Here is a 22,875-nt window from a genome sequence, read left to right on the forward strand (position 1 = left end):
TAAAAAAAGAGCGCTGAAAATATTCAGCGCTCTTTCCTTTATCATTTTTTGTCTTTAGAAAATCGTCTGAACAATATCGTTGAAGAAGGCAAAGACCATGAGGCTCAACAGGATGATCATACCTACTTTTTGTGCATTTTCTAAAAATTTATCAGACGGTTTTCTGCCAGATACGATTTCGTATGTCAAAAATACCACGTGTCCGCCATCCAATGCAGGAATAGGCAAGAAGTTCATAAAGGCCAATACCATGGATAGCAAGCCTGTCATGTTCCAGAACTTGTTCCAGTCCCAGGTGCCTCCAAACATTTGTGCAATACGAATTGGCCCGCTGAGCGATTTGGATACCGCTACATCCCCAGAGAAGATTTTTCCCAAGCCTTTGATGTTGGCCCATACCACATTGAACGCCTGAGTAGTGCCGATAGGAATAGCTTCTCCAAAGGAGTATTCATCATGCTGATAGTCGATCAGAGGGCTTGGCTGAAAGCCAATGGTGCCATCTGTAGTCACATGGAATGTTAATGTTTTTGAACTGTTGTCTGCTCGTTTTACTGTGACCACCACATCTTTGTCTTTGTTGGCCGTAAGGATGGCTTTCAATTGATCGAAGTATATGGCTGGTTTATTGTTGACCGTTAGAATTTGATCACCAGCGAGTAGGCCTCCTTTGGCTGCTTCTGTGCCTGAAAGTACATCTCCCACATAGTATGGAAATCTAAAATCAATGAACCTGTCCTTATATTTCTTATCTGTCAGTTTGTTTAAAAAACCATCAGGGAAAGCTAGTGTGAAAATAGAGTCGTTACGTTTGACTTGGTAGGTAGGCTGATCTGCAAATAGCACATCCATACTTAGCAAGTCTGTAAATCTGTCGTAGTCTTTGCCATTTACCTTTAGGATCACATCGCCCGTTTGGAGACCTATTTCTTGCCCTAATTCAGAAGCAACTATGCCGTGCTTGTTTAGTTCTTCTTTAGGAATATAAGAGTTGCCATTGCTGTAGACCAAGAAAACAAAGATGATGATGCCCGTAATGACATTCACGATGATGCCGCCCATCATCACAATCAGTCGTTGCCAGGCTGGCTTGGCTCTAAATTCCCAATCTTCGGGCTCGGCAGACATGCTTTCGGTGTCAAGAGACTCGTCTATCATCCCAGAGATTTTCACAAATCCACCTAATGGTATCGCCCCAAAGGAGTATTCGGTTTCACCGTATTGAAATCCCCAGATTTTTGGCGGGAAGCCAATCGAATATTTTTCTACCCTCATACCGAAGGCTTTTGCGGCAATCAAATGCCCAAATTCGTGCACACCCACCAAAATGGATAATCCCAACAAAAGTTGGGCAGTCATTATTAGTCCTTCCATCAATTAATTAATTCAGTTGCTAATATTCGCGTTTCTTTATCAGTCTCTACATAATCATCAAAACCAGGTGCGGAGATATACGGAATCTTATTTAGACAGGATGCTACCACATCAGACATCTCCAAGAAGCCGATACGGTCTTCTAAAAATTTTGATACCGCAATTTCGTTAGCTGCATTCAATATACAAGGTTGATTACCACCTTTTTTTAGGGCTTCGTATGATAGTGCAAGGTTTTTGAAAGTTTCTAGGTCTGGTTTTTCAAAAGTCAATTCAGGGTAATCCATAAAATTGAACCTAGGGAAATCTGTTTTTAGTCGATTGGGGTAAGTTAGAGCATATTGGATTGGCAGTTTCATGTCTGGCAATCCCATTTGTGCTTTGATAGAACCATCTTCAAACTGCACCATAGAATGGATGATAGATTGCGGATGAACCACCACCTCTATTTGTTCGCTGGTCAGATCGAAGAGCCATTTGGCTTCAATCACTTCCAAGCCTTTGTTCATCAAGCTGGCAGAGTCGATGGTGATTTTGGCTCCCATTTCCCAATTGGGGTGTTTGAGTGCTTGTTCTTTTTTTACTTTCGTTAAAAAATCACGATTCTTTCCTCTGAACGGTCCGCCCGAAGCAGTCAAAATGATTTTCTCTATAGGATTGGCGAATTCGCCAGTTAGGCATTGGAAAATGGCTGAGTGTTCAGAGTCTACAGGCAAAATAGGGACTCGCTTTTTTTTGGCTAGGGTAGTCACGAGTTCGCCAGCGACCACCAGCGTTTCTTTGTTGGCCAGTGCAATGGCTTTGCCTGCCTCAATGGCTCGGAGCGTAGGCTTTAGCCCCGCATAGCCAACCAAGGCTGTCAATACGACATCCACCTCTTCTAGTTCTGCGGCATGGCAAATTGCCGATTCGCCTGCATATACTTTGATGTCAAGTGCGTCAAGTGCGTCAAATACTTTCTGATATTTGTCTTCATTGGCAATCACCACTAGGTTGGGTTTGAACTGGGCTGCCTGCTTGATGAGCAAATCCGCATTCTCATTAGCTGTAATGGCTTCTAATTCGAAATGATCTGGATTGGCTTCGATCACTTCCAGGGCTTGCGTGCCGATCGAGCCTGTAGAACCAAGTATGGATATTTTCTTTTTCAAATGTTCAATTTTGGGTGATTACCTGATTTCAAAAAGCAGCTGCAAAACTATAAAGAATAGGTGGGTTGTGACTGATCTTTTCCAAAGTTATCAACTTTGGAAAGGTTATAACTTGAGGCGAATCAATTGGTCTGCAATCTTTCGATCATTAGACAGTCTCGGTACTTTATTTTGACCACCGAGTTTGCCTTGGGATTTCATGTATTGGATGAAGGCATCTTTTCTTAGTGGCACAATTTCCAGTCTTTGGAGAATGTTTCCTACTATGAGGTCATCATAGTAAACATTCAACTTGCGTAAATTTTGGTCGATGGTATTAGCAAAGCGTTCGAAGTCTTTGGGTAGTTGCCCAAACTCGACAAACCATTGGTGGCGTGGCAGGCCTGTGTCTGGGGTTACCTGTGGGGCTACTGTCAACTCTGTGATTTCTGTTTCTGGCTGCTCTAGTACGGCTGCTTTTATGGCTTTTTCTACTTCCTGCCCTATGACATGCTCCCCAAAAGCAGAGATGAAATGTTTGATCCTACCAGTGACTACCAAGCGATAAGGTGAGGTAGAGACAAACTTTACCGTGTCGCCTATTGAGTAGCCCCATAGGCCTGCATTGCTGTTGAGAATCAAAGCATAGTTGACTCCTGTTTTTACTTCGCCGATACTCAATCTGGTGGGCTGCTCGTCGAAATATTCATCCGTAGGGATGAATTCGAAAAAGATCCCAGAGTTAAGTAGGAGTAGGAGGCCTTCCTGATCCAAGGTATCTTGATGGGCAATAAAACCTTCGGAGGCGGGGTAAGTTTCTACAGAATCAATGGTTTTTCCGATGCTTTCAAACAACTTGGCTTTATAAGGCTCGAAGTTGACTCCGCCATATACGAATAACGAAAAGTTGGGGAAGAGGTCTTTGATGGCTTTGCCAGTTTTGGCGGTGAGTCGGTCGAAGTACATTTGCACCCAAGGGGGAATCCCAGAGATCAGTGTCATGTTTTCTTGGTATGTCTCTTGTACGATCTGGTCTACTTTGGCTTCCCAGTCTTCAATGCAGTTGGTTTCGTAGCTAGGCATTTGGTTGGATCGCAGGTAGCCTGGCACGTGATGGTTGACAATGCCTGACAAACGTCCCGTGTGTATGCCGTTGGTTTGTGTCATGATGGGGCTGCCAGAGAGAAAGATAAGGTTGCCATCGAGAAACTGACTGTTGCCAGAATGATAGACGTAGTTTAGTAGTGCATTTCGAGCGCTGTTGATGTGATTAGGGATGGAGTCTTTGGTGATTGGGATGTATTTGGTGCCTGAGGTAGTGCCTGAGGTTTTGGCAAAGTAGGCGGGTAAGCCTGGCCAAAGCACGTCAGGCTCGCCAGTTTTGACTCGGTCCACATAGGCGCGTAAGGCTTCGTAGTCTCCTACTGGCACTGCTTCTTTGAATTCCTGATAGTTACCGACATCTTTAAACCTATGGTCTTTACCAAAGGCTGTGTGAGCCGCTTTTTGGGTAATGTTAGCGAGAATTTTCTCCTGAGTGGGTATTGGGTTTGCTGCCCATTGGTTTTGTTGATTGATGATGTATTTGGCGAATGGCTTACTGAGTATCGATCGGATGCCCATGTTTATTAGTATTTGCTTTGTACGGTTTGGAGTTCTTCATCAGTGAGCGGAGCCAGCCCCACTGTGATTCTGTTTTCATTCACCGAATTTACATCTTCCAAAGGAAACAAGACGGGTTTGTCTTCTACATAATTCCATTGTGTACCATAGCGCTGCGGTTGTTTTTTGTTTACTAATATTCGGTCTTTCATTGTTGCCATTTGCGACAAGCTTGATTCTCCTCTTTTGGCGGAAGCTTCTAGCAAGGGATAGTATTTTTCTCTAAACTGGTCGTTAGAGTTTTGAATGGCAAGAAAAAGCGAAATATTAGCCTTTTTGCCAATCAATGAGCGGCCCAGCCAGCCATGTTCTGTGAGTACGCTAACGACATACTGGAGGTGAATTGAATCTTGAAAGTTGATCAATTGATTGAGTGAATCCATAGGGTATGATTCGAAACCATAGCGTTCGGCAGTGGGCATTACTGCTTCGCGTACTTCGATGCTTTGATCTACAAATCGTTCCAGTTTTTCACGAAGACTGCTGTAGTCTTGTGCCCAACTTGTCGTAGAGACAAGAACTAAGCAGGCTACCAAATGTTTTTTCAAGTCCAATCCCAATTATAAGTATGAATGTTTTCTAATGCAGCCACGGTCAGATCGATAGACGCTTGAATATCGTCTTTGTCGGCCATCTCAATGACTTGGTGTAGGTGCCTGGTGGGTATAGATATGGCGCCAGATATGGCACCGTTTTTACCTTTTTGCTGGATGCCCGAAGTATCCGTGCCTCCAGCTACAAGGATTTCATTTTGCCATTTTATTTTATGATCGTCGGCTGTTTTTCTTAGGAAGTTGACCATGCGTGTATCGCAAATTGTCATGGCGTCTAGTATTTTGATGGCAGTGCCATTGCCTAATTCGGTCACGTACTCGTGTGGCTGTGCACCAGGGAGATCGTAGGCGATGGTGGTGTCTAGTGCAATCCCAAAATCTGGATTGATGCTGTGTGCAGCTACATTAGCTCCTCTGATACCTACTTCTTCTTGTACAGAAAAAACGGCGTATACGTCGTGTGCATTGTTTTTCAATTGTTTCAAAGCTTCGATCAGAATGAAAACCGATACCCGATTGTCGATCGATTTACAGTTGACACAGTTGCCCATTTCGATGAGATCTCGTTCACGGGTTACAGGATCCCCTACAGCTACGATTTTTTCTACTTCTTCTTTGGGCATACCCAAGTCGATGAAGTAGTCCTCTTTCTTCGCTGGTTTTTCTCTTTCGGCAGGAGACATTACATGTATGGGTTTGCTGCTCATCACACCGATAATGTCCTTTTTGCCATGTACGACCACTCGCTGTGCTGTAAAAGTTTTAGGATCGAATCCTCCAAGGGTTTGAAAACGAAGAAATCCTAGGTCGTCTATGTGGCTGACGATGAAACCGATTTCGTCCATGTGAGCAGCAAGCATTACTTTTTTTGGTGCTTTTGTCGACCCTCGCTTGATGGTAATGAGGTTTCCCATGTTGTCGATGTGGTACTCGTCTACATGGTTTTTTACTTCTTCTATCACTAGGTTTCTGATTCTGGATTCGAACCCAGGAGCACCTGCGATTTCACATATGTTTTTTAAGAGGGGGATATTTAGTGGCATTTGATACTTTTATTTTGAATTAAGACTCGATTCTTTTTTCCACTACTTTGGACTTTGTTTTGAAGCTATTTTGCTACTGAAGACCAGTACCAGTAGTGTTGCGATTGAATAACTTTAGTATAGAACAACTTTTGTTATGAAAGTTTGCCGTTTAGATATTCTGATTTTACGAATATGAAAAGACGTATGATATGATTTGTTGAAAATGTGCGCACGAGAAGATTCGAACTTCCACGAGCGTGAGCTCACCAGCCCCTCAAGCTGGCGTGTCTACCAATTTCACCACGTGCGCATTTATATTGTGATGAGCCCAAATAATTTGGGATTGCAAAAATAGAAGGAATGTTGAAAAATCATCACAATCTCATTTCTAATTTTAAAAGTATTTATTTTTTAATCTCCCAGATAGAATCCACAAAATACCGATGGGTATCAAATAGATCTTTTTTGATAATGAACCCTGATTTTTTAGCCAGTTGGTGTAATTGTTTCAAAGCATATTTTCTTGAGATTTCGGTGTGAATGGGCTCCCATTTTGCGAAATGAAACGTGTTTTTTTCGATAGTGACGTCTTGTTCTATTTTGCTAAGGAGGGCGCTTTTACATTCGCCAGTCACGGGGTCGTAGGTGGCATGGTGTTCAAACTGTGCTACGTCGAAATTTGCTCCTAGCTCACGGTTGATTCTGTGGAGTAAGTTGTAGTTGAACGATGCAGTGATACCTGCGGGATCATTGTAGGCAAGAAGGATTTTACGTGGTTCTTTTTTTAGATCTACACCTATGAGTAGTAAATCGCCTGTATTTAGTTTGTCAGAAATCTCAGAAGTAAAGGACAACGCTTCTTCATTGGTGAAGTTGCCGATGTTGGAGCCTAGAAATAGCACCACATTTCGTTTGTTGTTGCCTTCTTTCAAGAGGTTCAGCACTTCAAAGTAGTCACCTTGTATGCCTTTAAAAGACAGTGCAGGCATTTCTTTGGTCAGGGATTGATTTAGCTGATCCAATGCATTTTGTGAAATGTCGATAGGCACATAGTCGAATGGGATCTCATGATCCAGTAGTTCTTTGAGGAGTACTTTTGTTTTCATGCCATCGCCAGCTCCAAACTCAATAAGATTAAACGGCTCCTTGTTGGGCGCAAAAAGTTGGGCAATTTCACATTTGTGAGTTTGAAAAATATCCAGCTCAGCATTGGTCAAATAATACTCTTCCATATGCATGATTTGCTGAAAAAGTTCATCTCCTTTTTTATCGTAAAAGTATTTTGATGAGAGGTGTTTAGGTTCATCAGACAGGCCTTTGTGGACATCTGTTAAGAATTGCTTGTTTTTGATTATATCTTTTTCGATCGTTTCAAACATGTTTTGCTAGGCGTATTCCAGTAAAATGCCATTTTAATTGTGGGTGAAAAAAATTTCTGTACGATGACCGAACATGATCCTTTGGTGTGGCGAATGAGCCACCTTTGAGTACCATTTGATTGATCATAAATTTTCCATTGTATTCTCCTATAGCTCCCTCTTTTGTTTTGAAAAATGGGTAGGGTAGATAGGCCGAGTTGGTCCATTCCCATACGTCGCCATAAAATTGGTAATGACCTTCTGTTGCACCTAAAGTGCTGAGAGCTGCGTTTTCAATAAAGTTTGCTTCAGGGTGTATAGTTGCTTCATGTGTACGGCAGGCTACTTCCCATTCAAATTCGGTAGGTAGTCTCATACCCTTCCATTGCGCAAAAGCGGCTGCTTCGTAATGGCTGACGTGCGTCACAGGTTCGTGTAGATTTAGCTTCTGCAAGCCAAAAAAAGTGTACTGATGCCATTCGTTGTCGATCTGGTGCCAGTGCATAGGAGCAGTTTCTTTGTTTTCTTGCACCCAAGCCCAGCCTTCCATGTACCAATGTCTGAAATCTTGATACCCTCCAGCTTCTATAAATTCGAGATATTCCCCATTGGTAATCAGCCGATCGCCGACCTCATAGTCGTGTAAGTACACTTGATGTACACCTAGTTCATTGTCGAAACAAAAGCCCTCTTGCTGGTGCCCAATGGTGTAGTTGCCAGCTGAGATGGGCAAAAAAACAAGCGGTCGACTTTCGGTAGTTGGGATCGTTTCTTTTGGTGTGTAGGCGGGAAAGAGTGGGTTATTGCCTAGAATGTATTTGATGTCGTAGACCAAAAGCTCTTGGTGCTGTTGTTCGTGCTGGAGTCCTAGTTCGAGTAGGTTGGCGATCTCGGGATTTAGGTCGGTTGTAGTATTTAAAAACGCCAGCATTTGTTCATCCACATAGGCTCTATACTTATAGATCTCTTCTGTAGTGGGTCTGGTTAGATTGCCTCGATCGGTACGGAGTACTCGTTTGCCGATCGATTCGTAGTAGCTATTGAATACGAAATTGAACTCTGGGTGATAGACCTGATAGTTTTTAGCATGCGTTTCCAAGATCATTTTTTCGAAAAACCATGTGGTGTGTCCCAAATGCCATTTGGGAGGACTCACATCCACGACCGGTTGCACTACCATGTCTTCTTTTTCTAAAGGAGCGCAGAGACGAAGGGATTGATTTCGCACCCGTTGATATTTTTCCTTGAAATAGGAAAGGGATGAATCTGGGGGCTTGGAGTAGGTAACCGTTGAGATAATGCTTTGAGTTTTGGTTAATTAAATTTAAAGCTTCTTACGCACTTATGTAATCAAAGTTGATTTTTTGACTTGGTTGTTAACCTATAAAGGCTTGTCGTCAAGTGTTTTTAAGAATGCCAATAGGGCTTTTTTTTCTATATCATCAAATTCAATCAACCTAACAAGAGAATCTTGGTTTTGGTTCGTGCGATCTAAATTTTGATAATGATCAATCACCTTTTCTATGGTGGAAAATCTGCCGTCGTGCATGTAGGGTGCGGTAAGGGATAAATGACGAAGAGTAGGTGTTTTGTATTTGCCCAGATCAGAAGAGTCTTTAGTGATTCTAAACCTGCCTGTAGAAAGGTATAAATCTTTAGAATCATAGGTTTGGCTGATGCCATTATGATGGAACTGATGGTTCGTAAACAATGGAGGGGTATGGCAAGCTGCACAGTTTTTTTTAAAAACTAATTGGCCTTGAGATTCGAGAGAATCGTACGATGCCGTTCCTTTTTGCACAAGGTCATATTTGGAATCTGCCGAAATCAGTGTGCGCAGGTATTGCGCAATAGCGCGACTCACAAAGGCAGAAGAGATGGAATCTATGCCGAACGCTTGTTTGAAGGCTGGCCGATAGATAGTATCACGATTGAGCCTCTGAGTCAGTGTAGGTAGGTCGGCACCCATTTCGTCAGGACTCATTAGGGCCGCAAAAGCAAGCGATTCTAGGTTTTTGACACCACCGTCCCAAAAAAAGCTTTCAGACCATGCCAAGTTGATTAATGCTGGGGTATTTCTTTTCAAAGCTTTGCCACTGTGTCCCCTACTGAAGGCCTGCCCGTCTGTAAATGCGTGCGCTTGCTGATGACAAGAAGCGCAAGCTATTTTGCCATCGGGCGAAAGACTGCTGTCGAAAAAAAGCCGCTGCCCCAAAGCAACACCAGTTGTTGTTAGCTCATTCCTTTGTGGAGTAGCAATCGGTGCTGGGAAATAAGAGGGATAACTCAAGTGTAATTTTGTTTCAGAAATTGAGTTAGTATTACAGCTCCAGAGTAGCGCAATAAAAATAGGTATAGTAAGGAGTGTTTTCAGTTTGATGTGTTTTATTTGAACGAAGATCAAGTTAGTAGAAATAGTGTTTTTCACTGTAGTGTAAACGATGAAATTGAGGGTGAGTATGTTTTTGATGGGGATTGGCCTGTGGTCTTGTACAGAGGACACGCAAATCAAGGTGCCTACACCATATGTGCTAGAGCCTCCACCATTGTTTAATGACAATTATGACCTACCTGTAGATAACCCACTCACAGTAGAGGGCATTGCGCTGGGAAGACAGCTTTTTTATGAAAAACAGCTGTCTAGAAATAGTACCATTTCTTGTGGGTCTTGTCATCAGCAAGCGCACGCATTTACTGATGGGACTCAGTTTAGTCAGGGTGTAGATGGTGAGCTGACGACACGTCATGCCATGTCTTTGGTCAATCTTCTTTGGCAGACCAAATTTTTTTGGGATGGTCGGGCGAGTACACTCGAAGAACAGGCTTTGCAGCCTATCGCTGATCATATTGAGATGGATTTGACGTTGGATGAAGCTGTAGAACGATTGATGGAAAAGGAAAGTTATCGCCAATCTTTTTTTGCTGCTTTCGAGACAGAAGCAATTACTGCAGGTTTGATAGCCAAAGCTCTAGGGCAATTTATGAGAACGCTGATTTCGGCAGACTCCAAGTATGATCGTTACTTGCTAGGTGCAGAAGCATTTACTCCGCAGGAAAAATTAGGTATGGATTTGTTTTTTACGCATCCAGTGCCGAGTATAGGGTTGCGTGGAGGTAATTGTGGGGATTGCCATGTGCCCATCCTGACTTCAGGAGATCGGCAAGGGTTTAATGGCTTTCACAACAATGGATTGACTGGGGAGAAGGAGTTAGAAGCGGGTTTGATGGCTGTGACAGGCAAGGCGGTGGATCAAGGGAAATTCAAGGCGCCAAGCTTGAGAAATATTGCCCTGACAGCACCCTACATGCACGATGGTAGATTTTCTACCTTGGAAGAAGTGCTTGATCACTACAATGAAGGCATACAAACCAGCCCTACACTGGATGCGCTCATCGTGGAGGCTACCAACAATCCGACACAGGAGTTGCCTGTAAAATTGGGGCTTACTCAAGAAGAAAAGGAGGCGATTATTGTATTTTTACAGACCTTAACTGACAATAATTTTATACACAATGAAGATTTTTCAGACCCTTTCAAGCCTTAGCCTTTCGCTGATACTTGTATTTTGGCTTTCGGCCTGTTCGAGCGACGAGGCGACAGAGACACAATCACTAACTCTTACCTTTCAGGTAGTGGCTCATGGGGAGACGATGGATTTTGAAACCCAAAAATACCAGACCGAAGCAGGTCAGGAAATGTCATTTGAGCGAATTAAGATTTATTTGAGTCAGGTACATTTGATGGGAGAAAATGAGCAAGTGCTCTATACCGAGTCAGAAAGTTACCACCTGCTCAGTTTCGATGTTGAAAACAGCACAGTCTCATTTACACTTGACGGCGTGCCTGCAAATGTCCCCATTGTAGCCGTACAGATGGGGGTCGGGGTGGATGCCACTGCTAATGGGTCTATCGATCAAGTGGGTGATTTAGACCCTTCCAATGGTATGGCTTGGGATTGGAATACTGGTTACAAGTTTTTGCTGCTTGAGGGACGATATTTCCCAGAAGCAGATGAACTGGGTAAAGAGATTAAAATGCACATTGGTACAGATAAAAATTACTTTGTACAAACTTGGACACTTGAAGCACCACGGTCTCTATCTCAGGCAGAGACGATTCATTTCGTTGTAGATGGCTTGGCGCCAATAGGTACGGTAGATTATACGCAGGGTACTGTGTTTATGAATGACGATAGAGGAGATGAAGTGGCTCAAAATTACAAAAATACATTGATCAGCTTGAAGTGATCTTCTACTCAGGAGGAAATAAATCCAAGCGTTTCATTCCTACTTCCACACAAATTCCGCTAGCTTTATTTCCGTTCTCATACGAGCGAGATAAAGTATAATAAGTGATGGAAGCAATAGAAAATATAGAGTTGACCTATTTGACTCTGGGGGATTACAAAGAGTTGAAAAAAGCGATGATCGAGGCTTATGGCACTATGCCAGATTCCTATTGGAAACTCGAACAAATCAAGTCGCTCATAGACAAATTTCGAGATGGTCAGATTGTGATCAAAGTCAATGGTCAGTTGGCAGGATGTGCGTTGTCGATTATTGTCAAATACAACCAGTTTGACGAGCATCATACCTACAAAGAAATCACAGGTAATTATACATTTGATACTCATGATGAAGATGGGGACGTTCTGTATGGAATAGATGTTTTCATCAAGTCTGAGTTTCGAGGGTTGCGATTGGGGCGGAGGCTGTACGATTACCGTAAGGAACTTTGTGAACGGATGAATTTGCGGATGATCGCCTTCGGAGGGCGTATTCCTAATTATCACAAATTTGCAGAGGAGATTTCTCCAAAAGAATATATAGAGCGGGTGAAAAGGAAAGAAATAGACGATCCCGTACTCAACTTTCAGATTTCCAATGATTTTCACCCTTCTAAGGTACTCACTGGATATTTGGAAGGCGATGAGGCATCTAGCGAATATGCTGTGCTGCTAGAGTGGGATAATATTTATTATCAAAAGCCAACCAAAAAAGCGGAAACTAAGAAGAAAATAGTACGGTTGGGGCTGGTGCAGTGGCAGATGCGACTCTACAAAGACCTTGAAGAACTGATGCAGCAGGCGGAGTATTTCGTAGATGCAGTATCTGGTTATCGAAGTGATTTTGCATTGTTTCCAGAGTTTTTTAATGCCCCACTAATGGCAGAAAACAATCATATGTCTGAACCCGACGCGATTCGCGAATTGGCAAAGCATACGGAAGAAATAGCGAAGCGATTTTCTGAACTGGCGATTTCTTATAACATCAATATCATTACGGGTAGTATGCCCGAAATCAAAGACGACCTGCTTTATAATGTAGGGTATCTCTGTAGAAGAGATGGCACGACTGAGCGCTACGAAAAAATCCACGTGACACCTGATGAGTCCAAGGTGTGGGGTATGCAAGGCGGACATGAGATACAGGCCTTCGATACAGATTGTGGCAAAATTGGAGTGCTGATTTGTTACGATTCGGAGTTTCCAGAGTTGAGTAGATTGCTCGCGGACGAAGGGATGGATATTTTGTTTGTGCCGTTTCTGACGGACACACAAAACGGCTACTCTCGGGTGCGCAATTGCTCACAAGCACGAGCGATAGAAAATGAATGCTATGTAGCAATCGCTGGCAGTGTGGGCAACTTGCCCAAGGTGCATAATATGGATATTCAGTTTGCTCAGTCTATGGTGTTTACACCTTGTGATTTTGCTTTTCCAGCCAATGGCATCAAGGCTGAGGCCACACCCAATACTGAGATGATCTTGATCGCTGATGTAGATATTGACTTACTTCGAGAGTTGAATCAGTTTGGTAGCGTACAGAACTTACGCAACAGAAGAAAGGATATTTTTGATTTGAAAAAGAGAAAAGTGAAGAAGTAAATTGGCCATCCTAATAAAAAAATAGTCCTAAAATTCAGGACTATTTTTTTATCCCTTCTACAAATACGAACCAATTTCATAATTTAGCGGTTCGATCGAATTCCATGAAAAAAGCAACTCTTTGTTTGTTATTGCTCCTTAGTCTAGGTCTGATTAGTCAGGCAGATGCCCAGCGCAAAACCTATGTAGGGGTGAAAAGCGGATACAATCTATCCACAGCTTATTTCTTTCACTCTTTATATGGCTCAGATATCGAGCCCAAGATGGAGGGTGGTTATCAAGGTGGGATTATTGCGATGAACTACCTGAGAAATCATGTGGGACTACAAGCGGAGCTGCTTTATACACAAAAAGGGTGGAGGCAGGAATTTGATGATCAGCCAGATCTCGTGACAGAGCTGGATTATGTGGAATTGCCATTGCTTGTGAATATCCATACAGGTAAGGATCGTTTGCACATCTTTGCCAATGGGGGGTGTTATGTGGGCTACCTTGTGAGTTCAACTCAAAGTGCCACATCTGCAGCAGACAACTTTTATGTTTACGATGAGTCTCGTGACAATAAAATCAGTTATGGTTTTAGAGGAGGAGTAGGTGCTTTTTATGATTTCAATTTTGGCACTTTGCTTTTCGAAAGCAGTTTTACCTATAGTTTGAGCGATATGTTCGATCCAACCACACTCAGCAGTGGCGTGCCCAATACGTCTAAAAGTATGGTTGTTGGCTTCTCAGTTGGCTATATGTTCTCCTTTGGAGAGTTGTAGGATTCTTCCTGCTTGCAGGTTATATTTATGGGTGATACCCAAAATAAAACAACCATGAATACCCGGTTTCTCAAGTATTCTATTGCCTTTATTATCCCTCTGGTAGCTTATATTTCAATACAAGCCTCTGGTTGGTGGACATTTGCTACGGTACTACTGGTCTATGTGTTATTACCACTTTTCGAATTTTTGTTTGCTGCAAATCAGGATAATCTGATAGAAGCGGAAGAGGAACTTGTTGCCCAAGATCCTGTGTACGACTATTTACTCTATTTGGTCGTGCCTGTTCAATTTGCGTTGCTATATTATTTTGTGTCGGTAATCGGAAGAGAAGGAAGCACAAATGTAGAACTGATTGGGAGAGTGTTGTCTATGGGGATTACTTGTGGTGCATTGGGTATCAATGTAGCTCATGAGTTGGGGCATCGCAAGAGTAAGTTTGAGCGTTTTTTGGCGAAAGCTCTACTACTTAGCTCCTTGTATATGCACTTTAATATCGAACACAATAGAGGACATCATAAAAATGTATCAACACACGACGACCCTTCTTCGGCACGTAGAGGCGAATGGGTGTTTGCCTTTTGGGTGCGTTCGATTGTGATGGGGTATAGGTCTGCGTGGAGACTTGAGGCGTCTCGGTTGCAAAATCAAGGACAGCCTGTATTTTCCTTTCAAAACGAAATGCTTAGATTTCAAACCGTCCAATTGGTGTTTGTTGCAACCATATATGCAGCATTTGGCTGGCTATCGGTTTTGTGTTTTGTCGTTGCGGCATTGATTGGTATTCTTCAGCTAGAGACTGTCAATTATATTGAGCATTATGGTTTGAGCAGGTCATTGAAAAAATCAGGACAGTATGAACGGGTGCAGCCATGGCACTCCTGGAACTCTAATCACACCTTAGGTCGATTGTTTTTATTCGAATTGTCTAGGCATTCGGATCATCACTATATGGCTAGTCGCAAATATCAAATATTGCGACATCATGAAGCCAGCCCTCAGATGCCTACGGGCTATCCAGGCATGATGCTATTGTCTTTGGTGCCACCGCTTTGGTTTAAGATAATGCATGAGCAGATAGCCAATATTCAGCGAGTAGAAGGTTAGAGTTTAGCATACTTCTCTACAAACTCCAGTGCCCGTTCGTCCATCCATGATTTTTTATCGCCAAGGGAGAAAAAGCCTACATGGCCGCCTACTCTAGGAGTCTCTAAGTATAAGAAGTCATGATGTTTGCAGGTGGTATAGGGATAGCATTTTTCTCCAAGCATGGGGTCGTTTTTGGCATTTACGATCAAGGCAGGTATGCGGATGCTGGTGTAGTGCAGGTCTGAGGTGACCGTGCGATAAAAGTGCCTGCTATTTCTGAAGCCATGCAGGGGAGCGGTGTATCTTTCGTCGAACTGTCCAAAGGATACAATTTTGTCTATGTCGGTAAGGTCGATAGCATCGGGGTATTGCTCGTGTTTGAGTTTTACCTTCTTGATCATTTTTTTTAAAAACCGTTGTTTGAAAAACCAGTTTTCTCTGAAGGTGAGTTGGTGAGCACTGTCCCATAGATTGCAAGGTACAGAGAAGGTAGCTGCTGCTACGATGTGCTTTGGGACGTTGGGTCCATTTTCACCCAAGTATTTCAGGGTGGTGCTACCCCCCATAGAGAATCCTACAAGTACTATTTTTTTGTATTTTCTCGTATCTATCGCATGTGTGATGACTTGTTCTAGATCTTCTGTGTCGCCGTGATGATAGAGTCTTAGGTTTCGGTTCATTTCGCCACTGCACGAGCGATAATTCCATGCCAGTACGTCATAACCGTATTGGTTGAAGTGTCTGGCGCAGCTTTTTATGTAGTGCCTATCTGAGTTGCCCTCTAGTCCATGTGAGATAATAACGAGTCGTTCGTAGCCCGACTTTATCCAATCAAGATCTAAGAAATCGCCATCAGTTGTATTGATTCTTTCCCTTGTGTAATTGACCCCCTTTATTTTTCTAAACAAACTAGGAATAATGGTTTGCAGGTGACCATTTTTAACGAAGTCCCAAGACGATTGGTAAGATGAATAAACGATTAGTGGCATATTTCTCCTCACAATTTATATAAAGTTGCCAAGCTATTTCTTATAAAATTTGGAGTCATAGCTATGAGGTTAGAAAAGGATTGTTTTTTTCTACGTGCTTCTACGTAAAAAAGTAATTGTAATTGCGCTTTCTCAAACCATCATGCTATATTTTTGAGGGTTTAAAGGGAGAAAATATGACGGATTATATTCTAGGGATAGACATTGGAGGCACCAATACAAAATATGGTCTTGTAGACAGAAAAGGAAATGTGGTCAATGAGGGTGCATTTGCCACACATGCACATGAGAAAATAGAGATTTTCTTGAAAGAACTAAAAAAACATGTGCTTCCAAAACTAGAAGGAAAATCCGTGAAAGGGGTGGGTATAGGTGCCCCTAATGCCAATTATTTTGATGGTACCATCAAGCAAGCAGCTAATATTGTATGGGGAGATGATGTCCCGTTGAAAAAACTCATAGAAGACCTATTAGGCTTGCCAGCAGTACTGACCAACGATGCCAATGCGGCAGCGATGGGTGAAATGAAATTTGGAGGTGCTCAGGGTATGAAGAACTTTGTTGTTTTTACCTTAGGGACAGGCTTGGGCAGTGGACTAGTGGTCGATGGAAAAGTAGTCTACGGGCATAGTGGTTTCGCTGGCGAAATAGGACATGTTAGTGTCAATCCAGACGGGAGATATTGTGGTTGCGGTCGACGAGGTTGCTTAGAGACTTATGTGTCTGCTACTGGTATCAAAAAGACGGTGTTTAAAATGATGGCTGACTATACACGACCCAGTGTGCTAAGAGATGTGAGCTACAATGCCATGTCTGCCGAAATGATCACTAATGCAGCCAAAGATCATGATTATATAGCGATTAAAGCATTTGAATATACAGGTCAGATATTTGGACAAAAACTTGCAGATACTGTAGTGCACTCTAGCCCAGAGGCTATTTTCTTGTTTGGAGGGCTGGTTAATGCTGGCGACTATTTGATGGACCCTGCTACTTACTACATGGAGAAATTCATGTTTAAACCTTTCAAGAAATCAGTAAAACTTGTGCCTTCTTCTCTTATGGATCGCAATGCTGCCGTACTTGGTGCTGCGGCTTTGGGGTGGGAAGAGATTGATAAGGATAAGGTAATTGCCTAGTGCAATTATGTTATTGGATCAGAAAATATTGTCTATCCATGAATTTTAAACTGTCCCTGTTTGTCATACTTTTTTGCCTAGTTTATTCTGCCCATTCACAGCTGCTTTCGATCAAAGACGAACTTACTCAAGCACCCATTAAGCAAGCGAGTGTCCTCTTTCAAAATTCTAATAAAATAGTAACAACTGATGAATTTGGTCAGGTCTACCTAGGAGGTACTGCTAGCGAGCGAATGATCATTAGCCATCCATCTTATTCTTCTGTTCTAGTTTTTGATGTCAGTACAGACACGATAGTCTATCTAAGTGAGCCATTTTTAGAAATAGATGAAGTGGTGGTTTCGGCCAGTAAGTGGGAGCAAGATCGCTCAGAGGTACCTAATGAAATTCTGAGTATTTCTGCCAAGCAAATTGCACGCAACAACCCTCAGACATCTGCTGATATGCTAGGTCAGTCGGGGCAGGTCTTTATCCAGAAAAGTCAGATGGGGGGAGGTAGCCCTATGATTCGCGGCTTTTCGGCTAATGCCGTACTCATTATGATGGATGGGATTCGGATTAACAATGCAATCTATAGAGGAGGCAATCTTCAGAATGTAATCATGTTAGACCCAAACCTGTTGTCGGAGTCAGAAGTGATTTTTGGTCCAGGGTCGTCCATGTATGGTAGCGATGCTTTGGGAGGAGTCATGGATTTTCATACCTTGAGACCGAGTTTTACAGATGACAAGTCATTTGAGTCACACGGGACTGGTATGATGCGATTTTCTTTGGCTAACCTAGAGCGAACAGGCCATTTTCATCTCAATATTCAAAACAAAAAATGGAGCAATACCTTCGGAGTCACATTCAGCGAGTATGATGACCTGCGAGAGGGAAGCAACCGGACTTCAAAATTTCCAGATTATGGAAAACGATTCGAATATATAAAAAGAATAAATGGACAGGATAGGATTATTCCTAATGGAGATGTGAATAAACAGCGGTTTTCGGGTTATCACCAGTATAATATAATGAACAAACTGAGCTATAGGCTTTCTAATGAATCTTCACTGACCTATATGTTGTATTACACATCGTCTTCAAATATTCCTCGATATGATCGTCTGATCGAACGCGATGATCAAGGAGTACTGGAAAGTGCAGAGTGGTATTATGGCCCTCAACAATTTTTGTTGAATGCGCTCACATTTGCTAATTATAGTTCGAATGCCTTTTATGATGGAATCAAAATCATACTCTCTAGTCAGCACGTAGAAGAGAGCCGTCATGACCGGAAGTATCAGGCGAGTAGTCTGAGATCGCGGACGGAGCAGGTAGGCGTGTATGCGCTCAACGTGGACTTGGACAAAAAAATATCCTCACGTAGTGAGTTGTATTATGGAGCGGAGCTATTACTTAATGGGGTATCTTCTGAGGGGCAAAAAACCGATATAAATACCCATTTAGTTTCTCCTACGAGCACCCGCTATCCCGACGGAGGGAGTGTCTATGCGTCGGCAGCGACCTATGCAAACTTCAAGACACGGTTAAACGAAGAGGTGATGTTTACGGCAGGACTTAGATATACGTATGTGCATTTGAAGTCTGCGTTTGATGACCGATCGTTTTTTGATTTTCCTTACGATGAGATCGAATTGAATAATGATGCACTCAGCGGATCTCTGGGGGCGGTGATTAGTCCTGTCAAAAACTTGCGATGGAATCTCCTTTTTTCTACAGGATTTAGATCACCCAATGTAGACGATGTGGGTAAAGTGTTTGACTCAGAGCCAGGAAGCGTAGTCGTGCCCAATGAAAATCTTTCACCCGAATATACTTTTAATTATGAGACAGGTATTTACTGGGCATTAGCCAATCGCGTGACGTTGGATGGGACTTTGTACTATACCCAGTGGAGGGATGCATTGGTGCGTAGCCCATTCACTTTCAACGGACAATCTACTATTGTTTACGATGGGGTGCCGAGTGACGTGGAAGCCTTGGTCAATGTAGGAGAAGCGTATATTTGGGGTTATTCGTTAGGCTTGTCTGCAAAGCTCTCTAGACATTTCGTATTCATGAGTAGAATAAGTAACAACGATGGAGAGGATCAAATCAACGATACACCACTTCGACATACCAATCCGTTGTTTGGCCATGTGTCGTTGAGTTATCGCTCAAAAAAGTTGACGCTAGAAGGTTATACAGATTTCCAAGGCAAACGAACTTGGAACGAGCTTGCACCTAGTGAGCAAGCAAAGGCTTATCTGTATACTACAGATGGGGCTTTAGCATGGTACACACTCAATATCCGATCGGCTTTTCAAGTTAGTAATGAATTGCAGATAACAGCGGCGCTCGAGAACATATTGGACAAACATTACCGCCCTTACTCATCGGGAATTAGTGCAGCAGGGATCAATGGGGTCATTAGCGCGAGATATACATTTTAAACCTATGCATGTCATTAGTTCATTAACTCATACAGCTTATCCCGCTCTCATCGAGGTGTGGGAAGCTTCTGTCAGAGCGACTCATGATTTTTTGCCTGTGTCTAGGGTTTCAGAATTGAAGCCACTGATTTTGGAGCAATATTTTGATGCGGTACAGTTGTTTGGTGTCAAGCAAGGCAATGAGGTTTTAGGTTTTCTGGGTGTTTGTGACACAGCTATCGAAATGTTATTTATTCACCCTGAAGCCAGAGGTAAAGGAGTAGGAAAGGCATTATTACTTTATGCCGTTGAGGTGTTACATTGCACGAAAGTGGATGTGAATGAGCAAAACCAGCAGGCCGTAGGTTTTTATGCATATATGGGATTTCAGATCGTAGGGCGATCTCCATTCGATGGTCAGGGAGCACCATACCCGTTGTTGCATATGAGTCTGGGGTAAGACATTTCAGTTAGTTGATTTTTAGAATTTTATTTAGCTTTTAGTAAATTGAGTAATAAGCAGGGAGACTGCCGCTACGTTTGTGCTTTATTATACTATAGCCTATGCCTACCATCAAGTTTACAGCAAATCTTAAACGTTTTTATCCTACGCTTACAGCTGTACATTCAGATGCCTTGGATTTGCATTCGATTTTGGAAGAATTAGAAGGACAGTTCAAAGGACTGAGGGACTATGTGGTAGATGAGCAAGGACAGTTGCGAAAGCACGTTAATATTTTTATTGGAAACGAACTGATACACGACAGGGTGAAACTTAGTGACCCTGTGCAACCTGACGACGAAATATACATCATGCAAGCCTTATCTGGCGGCTAAACTCAATAATCGACATGGCAAATCTACTACTTGGAACTCGCAAAGGATTGATCGTTTACCACAAGGAAAGCGATGAGTGGAAGCATCAGGCTACACATTTTTTAGGTATACCAGTCTCGTTGACCTTGGTTGATGAGCGGACCCATACATGGTGGGCTTGTTTGGATCATGGACACTGGGGGTGCAAGTTACACCGTAGTGAAGATAGAGGGGAGACCTGGGAGGAAGTGGAAGCACCCAAGTTTGCAGAAGGTATGGAGATGAAAGCGGGAGTGCCAGCTACGGTTAAATACCTTTGGGCTTTTGCGCATGGAGGACTTGACAAACCAGGGGTATTGTACTTAGGTACAGATCCGGGTGCTTTGTTTCGGTCTTCCGACAACGGCAACAGCTGGTAGCTGGTCGAGTCGCTATGGAATCACCCTTCTCGAGAGCAATGGTTTGGAGGAGGTCGAGACAATCCAGGCATTCATTCGATCATCGTAGATCCACGAAATACGGATCATCTTTTTGTAGCAGTGAGCTGCGCAGGTGTATTCGAATCTTTCGATGCAGGAGCTACTTGGCAATCAGCCAATCAGGGAATGACCGCTGATTTTTTGCCCGACCCAAATTCGGAAATTGGCCAAGATCCACATATCGTAGTTGCCTGCCCGTCTCATCCAGATGTGCTTTGGCAGCAAAACCATTGCGGTATTTATGTGAGTACTGATGGTGCTAAGAATTGGAAAGAAGTCAGTCAAAAGGATGGGCCTGCCAATTTTGGATTTGCAGTAGCGGTAAAACACGATAATCCAGACCAAGCATGGGTAGTGCCAGGTATCAGTGATGAAATCAGGGTAGCCGTAGGCCTCTCACTTATGGTGTGTCGTACAGACGATGGTGGTAAAACATGGGTGGAGCAAAGAAATGGTTTGCCACAAGAGAACTGTTTTGATATTGTCTACCGGCATGGGTTAGCTATAGCAGGAGAAAGCCTAGTATTTGGAACCACCACAGGCAATGTCTTCTATACCAATGATCTTGGTGAACATTGGCATCAACTCTCTACCTATCTGCCCATGATTTATTCGGTAGAGCTGGCTTAGGTGTTAGTTGATTTGTTCCCCTTTTTCTAGTCTTGTTTTGATATCGGCGAGTACATCATCGAGCTTATTGGCAGAGTAGCGGAGGTGATTTAGCATTTCTTGTTTTTCTATGGGGTCACCGTCTTTTTGTAGTAGTTTAGTCAGGCCTAGTATATTGGCGAGAGGGCCGCGGACGATGTGTGCATTTAGAAAGGAATACTCTTTCAGCCGTACATTTTTCTTTTGAATCACATTGGTGCGCTCTTCTACCATTTCTTCCAAGTTGTTGTTTAGAATTTCAAGTTCAAGTGCCTTTTCCTTGATTTCTTTGTTTTTTTCTTTGAGAAGGCGGTTGAGTCGGGCTTGTTTTTTTACTTGATTATAAAATAGAAAAGCAATGATAGAGATCAATAATAGAATCAAAGCGATACCAGCGATGATGGTACGCTGATACTTGACAATATCTTCACTTAAAGCCTTTTCTTTTCGGAGTTCTTCATGCAGTTTTTTGCTTTCTTCAAATTCAAATTTGGCTTGTACCGTCTGCAGTTGCCGTTCCTTAGCGAGGTCGAAAAATTTACTTTTTAGTCGATCGAGTACTTGCATAGAGGCAAAGGCAGATTTGTAGTCATTCTGAGCAGAATCAATCTGATACATCAGCTGCATGCCTTTCAATTCCAAATCTTGTCCACTTACTTTTTCTGCAAAGCTTACAGCTTTCTCTGCCTCTATTTTAGCCTGTTTGAAGGCACCTTTGGCCATGGCTATTTTGGTTTTTTCTAGGGCTACTTTAGACATGCCTACGTAGTCTTCTTGTATAACCCAAATTTGGTTGGCTTGATTTAGGTAGTTAATAGCTAAGGGGTATTTTTTTTGACTGGCATATAAGCTACCGATTCCAGTGAGTGCAGCGCCGATGGCTTTGGGGTGATTTTCTTCTTTAGCCATGTCTTCGGCTATAATGAAATGTATCAATGCAGAGTCGAGTTGGCCGAGTTTGCAATAAACATTTCCTAGATTCACATGCGATATGATGGGGTGACGCCCCTTGAGGTATTTCTTTTTTAGCGCAAGAGACTTCTTATTATAGCTCAAGGATTCTTCAAACTGACCTTTTTTCTCATAGAGCTCTCCTATGTTGTTGTATGTCACGAAAATGCCATGTTGAAATTGTGTTTGTTCATATATTTCTAATGATTTGAGGTAAAACTCCAAGGCGGTGTCATATTCTCCAATAACAAGAAAGGAACTTCCCACTAAGTTTAGCCCGCGGGCATAGCCATTTTGGAAACCAATTTTCTTGGCTAACTCATAGCCTTGCATGGCATACTTTCTGCCTAGGTCAGGGTTGGTGTTAATAGTCTCAAAGGCAATCTGATTGTATAGATTGACCTTGATGGTGTCTTCTTCTGTATAAGAAGATACGATATTTTCTAGACTGTCTATTTTATGTGATTGTGCTACAGTCCAGTGAGCCCATATGCTCAGTAATATTATGAAGGGTTGGCGCATGCATAAAAATATATACGGATCAATTGCTATTCAACCAAAAACGAAATTATTCCGTCTTATCTTTGAGGTCAAC

21 protein-coding genes and 1 tRNA gene are annotated in these 22,875 nt (G+C 42.6%); 11 read left to right on the forward strand and 11 right to left on the reverse strand.

What is annotated here, in order from left to right; genetic code table 11:
- Window positions 1-54: 54 nt before the first annotated feature.
- The 9 genes from rseP to N7E81_RS11375 form a co-directional block, all read right to left on the reverse strand.
- Window positions 55-1,374 carry an RIP metalloprotease RseP gene (gene rseP / locus N7E81_RS11335; protein WP_263049703.1) on the reverse strand — a complete coding sequence of 440 codons (1,320 nt, stop codon included), beginning with the start codon at window positions 1,372-1,374 and terminating at the stop codon, window positions 55-57.
- The gene (locus tag N7E81_RS11340; protein ID WP_323131632.1) at window positions 1,374-2,525 is read right to left on the reverse strand and encodes a 1-deoxy-D-xylulose-5-phosphate reductoisomerase; all 1,152 of its coding nucleotides are present in this window, start codon (window positions 2,523-2,525) and stop codon (window positions 1,374-1,376) included. Before N7E81_RS11340 ends, rseP begins: the two co-directional genes overlap by 1 nt.
- Before the next feature lie 105 nt (window positions 2,526-2,630).
- The gene (locus N7E81_RS11345; protein WP_263049704.1) at window positions 2,631-4,127 is read right to left on the reverse strand and encodes a GH3 auxin-responsive promoter family protein; all 1,497 of its coding nucleotides are present in this window, start codon (window positions 4,125-4,127) and stop codon (window positions 2,631-2,633) included.
- Between the two features lie 5 nt (window positions 4,128-4,132).
- On the reverse strand, window positions 4,133-4,714 hold the full coding sequence (locus N7E81_RS11350) for a DUF6624 domain-containing protein (protein ID WP_263049705.1): 582 nt from the start codon (window positions 4,712-4,714) through the stop codon (window positions 4,133-4,135).
- A complete protein-coding gene (locus N7E81_RS11355; protein ID WP_263049706.1) occupies window positions 4,711-5,763 on the reverse strand; it encodes a M42 family metallopeptidase in 1,053 nt (350 codons plus the stop codon). Before N7E81_RS11355 ends, N7E81_RS11350 begins: the two co-directional genes overlap by 4 nt.
- Before the next feature lie 208 nt (window positions 5,764-5,971).
- A tRNA-Leu gene (locus N7E81_RS11360) sits at window positions 5,972-6,055 on the reverse strand.
- Between the two features lie 94 nt (window positions 6,056-6,149).
- Window positions 6,150-7,124 carry an L-histidine N(alpha)-methyltransferase gene (gene egtD / locus N7E81_RS11365; protein WP_263049707.1) on the reverse strand — a complete coding sequence of 325 codons (975 nt, stop codon included), beginning with the start codon at window positions 7,122-7,124 and terminating at the stop codon, window positions 6,150-6,152.
- Complete coding sequence (gene egtB, locus N7E81_RS11370; RefSeq protein ID WP_317624075.1) at window positions 7,117-8,403, reverse strand: ergothioneine biosynthesis protein EgtB; 1,287 nt, start codon at window positions 8,401-8,403, stop codon at window positions 7,117-7,119. Before egtB ends, egtD begins: the two co-directional genes overlap by 8 nt.
- Before the next feature lie 81 nt (window positions 8,404-8,484).
- Window positions 8,485-9,393 (reverse strand): cytochrome-c peroxidase, encoded by a 909-nt coding sequence (locus tag N7E81_RS11375; RefSeq protein ID WP_263049708.1) that lies wholly within the window; start codon window positions 9,391-9,393, stop codon window positions 8,485-8,487.
- 151 nt (window positions 9,394-9,544) lie between these two features.
- Between N7E81_RS11375 and N7E81_RS11380 the strand changes: the two genes are divergently transcribed.
- The 5 genes from N7E81_RS11380 to N7E81_RS11400 all read left to right on the forward strand — a co-directional run bounded on the left by N7E81_RS11380 (window position 9,545) and on the right by N7E81_RS11400 (window position 14,862).
- Window positions 9,545-10,648 carry a cytochrome-c peroxidase gene (locus tag N7E81_RS11380; RefSeq protein WP_263049709.1) on the forward strand — a complete coding sequence of 368 codons (1,104 nt, stop codon included), beginning with the start codon at window positions 9,545-9,547 and terminating at the stop codon, window positions 10,646-10,648.
- Window positions 10,617-11,351, forward strand: coding sequence for an MbnP family protein (locus N7E81_RS11385; protein ID WP_263049710.1), 735 nt, complete (start codon window positions 10,617-10,619; stop codon window positions 11,349-11,351). Before N7E81_RS11380 ends, N7E81_RS11385 begins: the two co-directional genes overlap by 32 nt.
- Before the next feature lie 107 nt (window positions 11,352-11,458).
- A complete protein-coding gene (locus N7E81_RS11390; RefSeq protein WP_263049711.1) occupies window positions 11,459-12,991 on the forward strand; it encodes a carbon-nitrogen hydrolase family protein in 1,533 nt (510 codons plus the stop codon).
- A 104-nt stretch (window positions 12,992-13,095) separates the two neighbouring features.
- Entirely contained in the window at window positions 13,096-13,755 is a 660-nt protein-coding gene (locus tag N7E81_RS11395; protein ID WP_263049712.1) for a porin family protein, read from the forward strand.
- 54 nt (window positions 13,756-13,809) lie between these two features.
- Window positions 13,810-14,862 (forward strand): alkane 1-monooxygenase, encoded by a 1,053-nt coding sequence (locus tag N7E81_RS11400; RefSeq protein ID WP_263049713.1) that lies wholly within the window; start codon window positions 13,810-13,812, stop codon window positions 14,860-14,862.
- Here N7E81_RS11400 and N7E81_RS11405 read toward each other — a convergent pair.
- Window positions 14,859-15,833, reverse strand: coding sequence for a YheT family hydrolase (locus N7E81_RS11405; RefSeq protein WP_263049714.1), 975 nt, complete (start codon window positions 15,831-15,833; stop codon window positions 14,859-14,861). The genes N7E81_RS11400 and N7E81_RS11405 overlap by 4 nt on opposite strands.
- Before the next feature lie 176 nt (window positions 15,834-16,009).
- Here N7E81_RS11405 and N7E81_RS11410 point away from each other — a divergent pair, with 176 nt between their 5' ends.
- The 6 genes from N7E81_RS11410 to N7E81_RS11435 all read left to right on the forward strand — a co-directional run bounded on the left by N7E81_RS11410 (window position 16,010) and on the right by N7E81_RS11435 (window position 21,311).
- A complete protein-coding gene (locus tag N7E81_RS11410; protein WP_263049715.1) occupies window positions 16,010-16,972 on the forward strand; it encodes an ROK family protein in 963 nt (320 codons plus the stop codon).
- A 38-nt stretch (window positions 16,973-17,010) separates the two neighbouring features.
- The gene (locus N7E81_RS11415) at window positions 17,011-19,407 is read left to right on the forward strand and encodes a TonB-dependent receptor (protein ID WP_263049716.1); all 2,397 of its coding nucleotides are present in this window, start codon (window positions 17,011-17,013) and stop codon (window positions 19,405-19,407) included.
- A gap of 4 nt (window positions 19,408-19,411) precedes the next feature.
- Window positions 19,412-19,846: a GNAT family N-acetyltransferase gene (locus N7E81_RS11420; protein WP_263049717.1), complete on the forward strand. Its 435-nt coding sequence runs from the start codon at window positions 19,412-19,414 to the stop codon at window positions 19,844-19,846.
- Between the two features lie 104 nt (window positions 19,847-19,950).
- The gene (locus N7E81_RS11425; protein WP_263049718.1) at window positions 19,951-20,223 is read left to right on the forward strand and encodes a MoaD/ThiS family protein; all 273 of its coding nucleotides are present in this window, start codon (window positions 19,951-19,953) and stop codon (window positions 20,221-20,223) included.
- A 14-nt stretch (window positions 20,224-20,237) separates the two neighbouring features.
- Window positions 20,238-20,621: a WD40/YVTN/BNR-like repeat-containing protein gene (locus N7E81_RS11430; RefSeq protein ID WP_263049719.1), complete on the forward strand. Its 384-nt coding sequence runs from the start codon at window positions 20,238-20,240 to the stop codon at window positions 20,619-20,621.
- 120 nt (window positions 20,622-20,741) lie between these two features.
- Window positions 20,742-21,311: a WD40/YVTN/BNR-like repeat-containing protein gene (locus N7E81_RS11435; RefSeq protein WP_263049720.1), complete on the forward strand. Its 570-nt coding sequence runs from the start codon at window positions 20,742-20,744 to the stop codon at window positions 21,309-21,311.
- Window positions 21,312-21,314: 3 nt separating this feature from the next.
- On the opposite strand, the gene N7E81_RS11440 is transcribed toward N7E81_RS11435, so the two are convergent.
- Window positions 21,315-22,802, reverse strand: a complete 1,488-nt coding sequence (locus N7E81_RS11440) for a tetratricopeptide repeat protein (protein ID WP_263049721.1) — start codon at window positions 22,800-22,802, stop codon at window positions 21,315-21,317.
- Between the last annotated feature and the right edge of the window lie 73 nt (window positions 22,803-22,875).

The organism is Reichenbachiella carrageenanivorans (genome assembly GCF_025639805.1).
Classification (GTDB): domain Bacteria; phylum Bacteroidota; class Bacteroidia; order Cytophagales; family Cyclobacteriaceae; genus Reichenbachiella; species Reichenbachiella carrageenanivorans.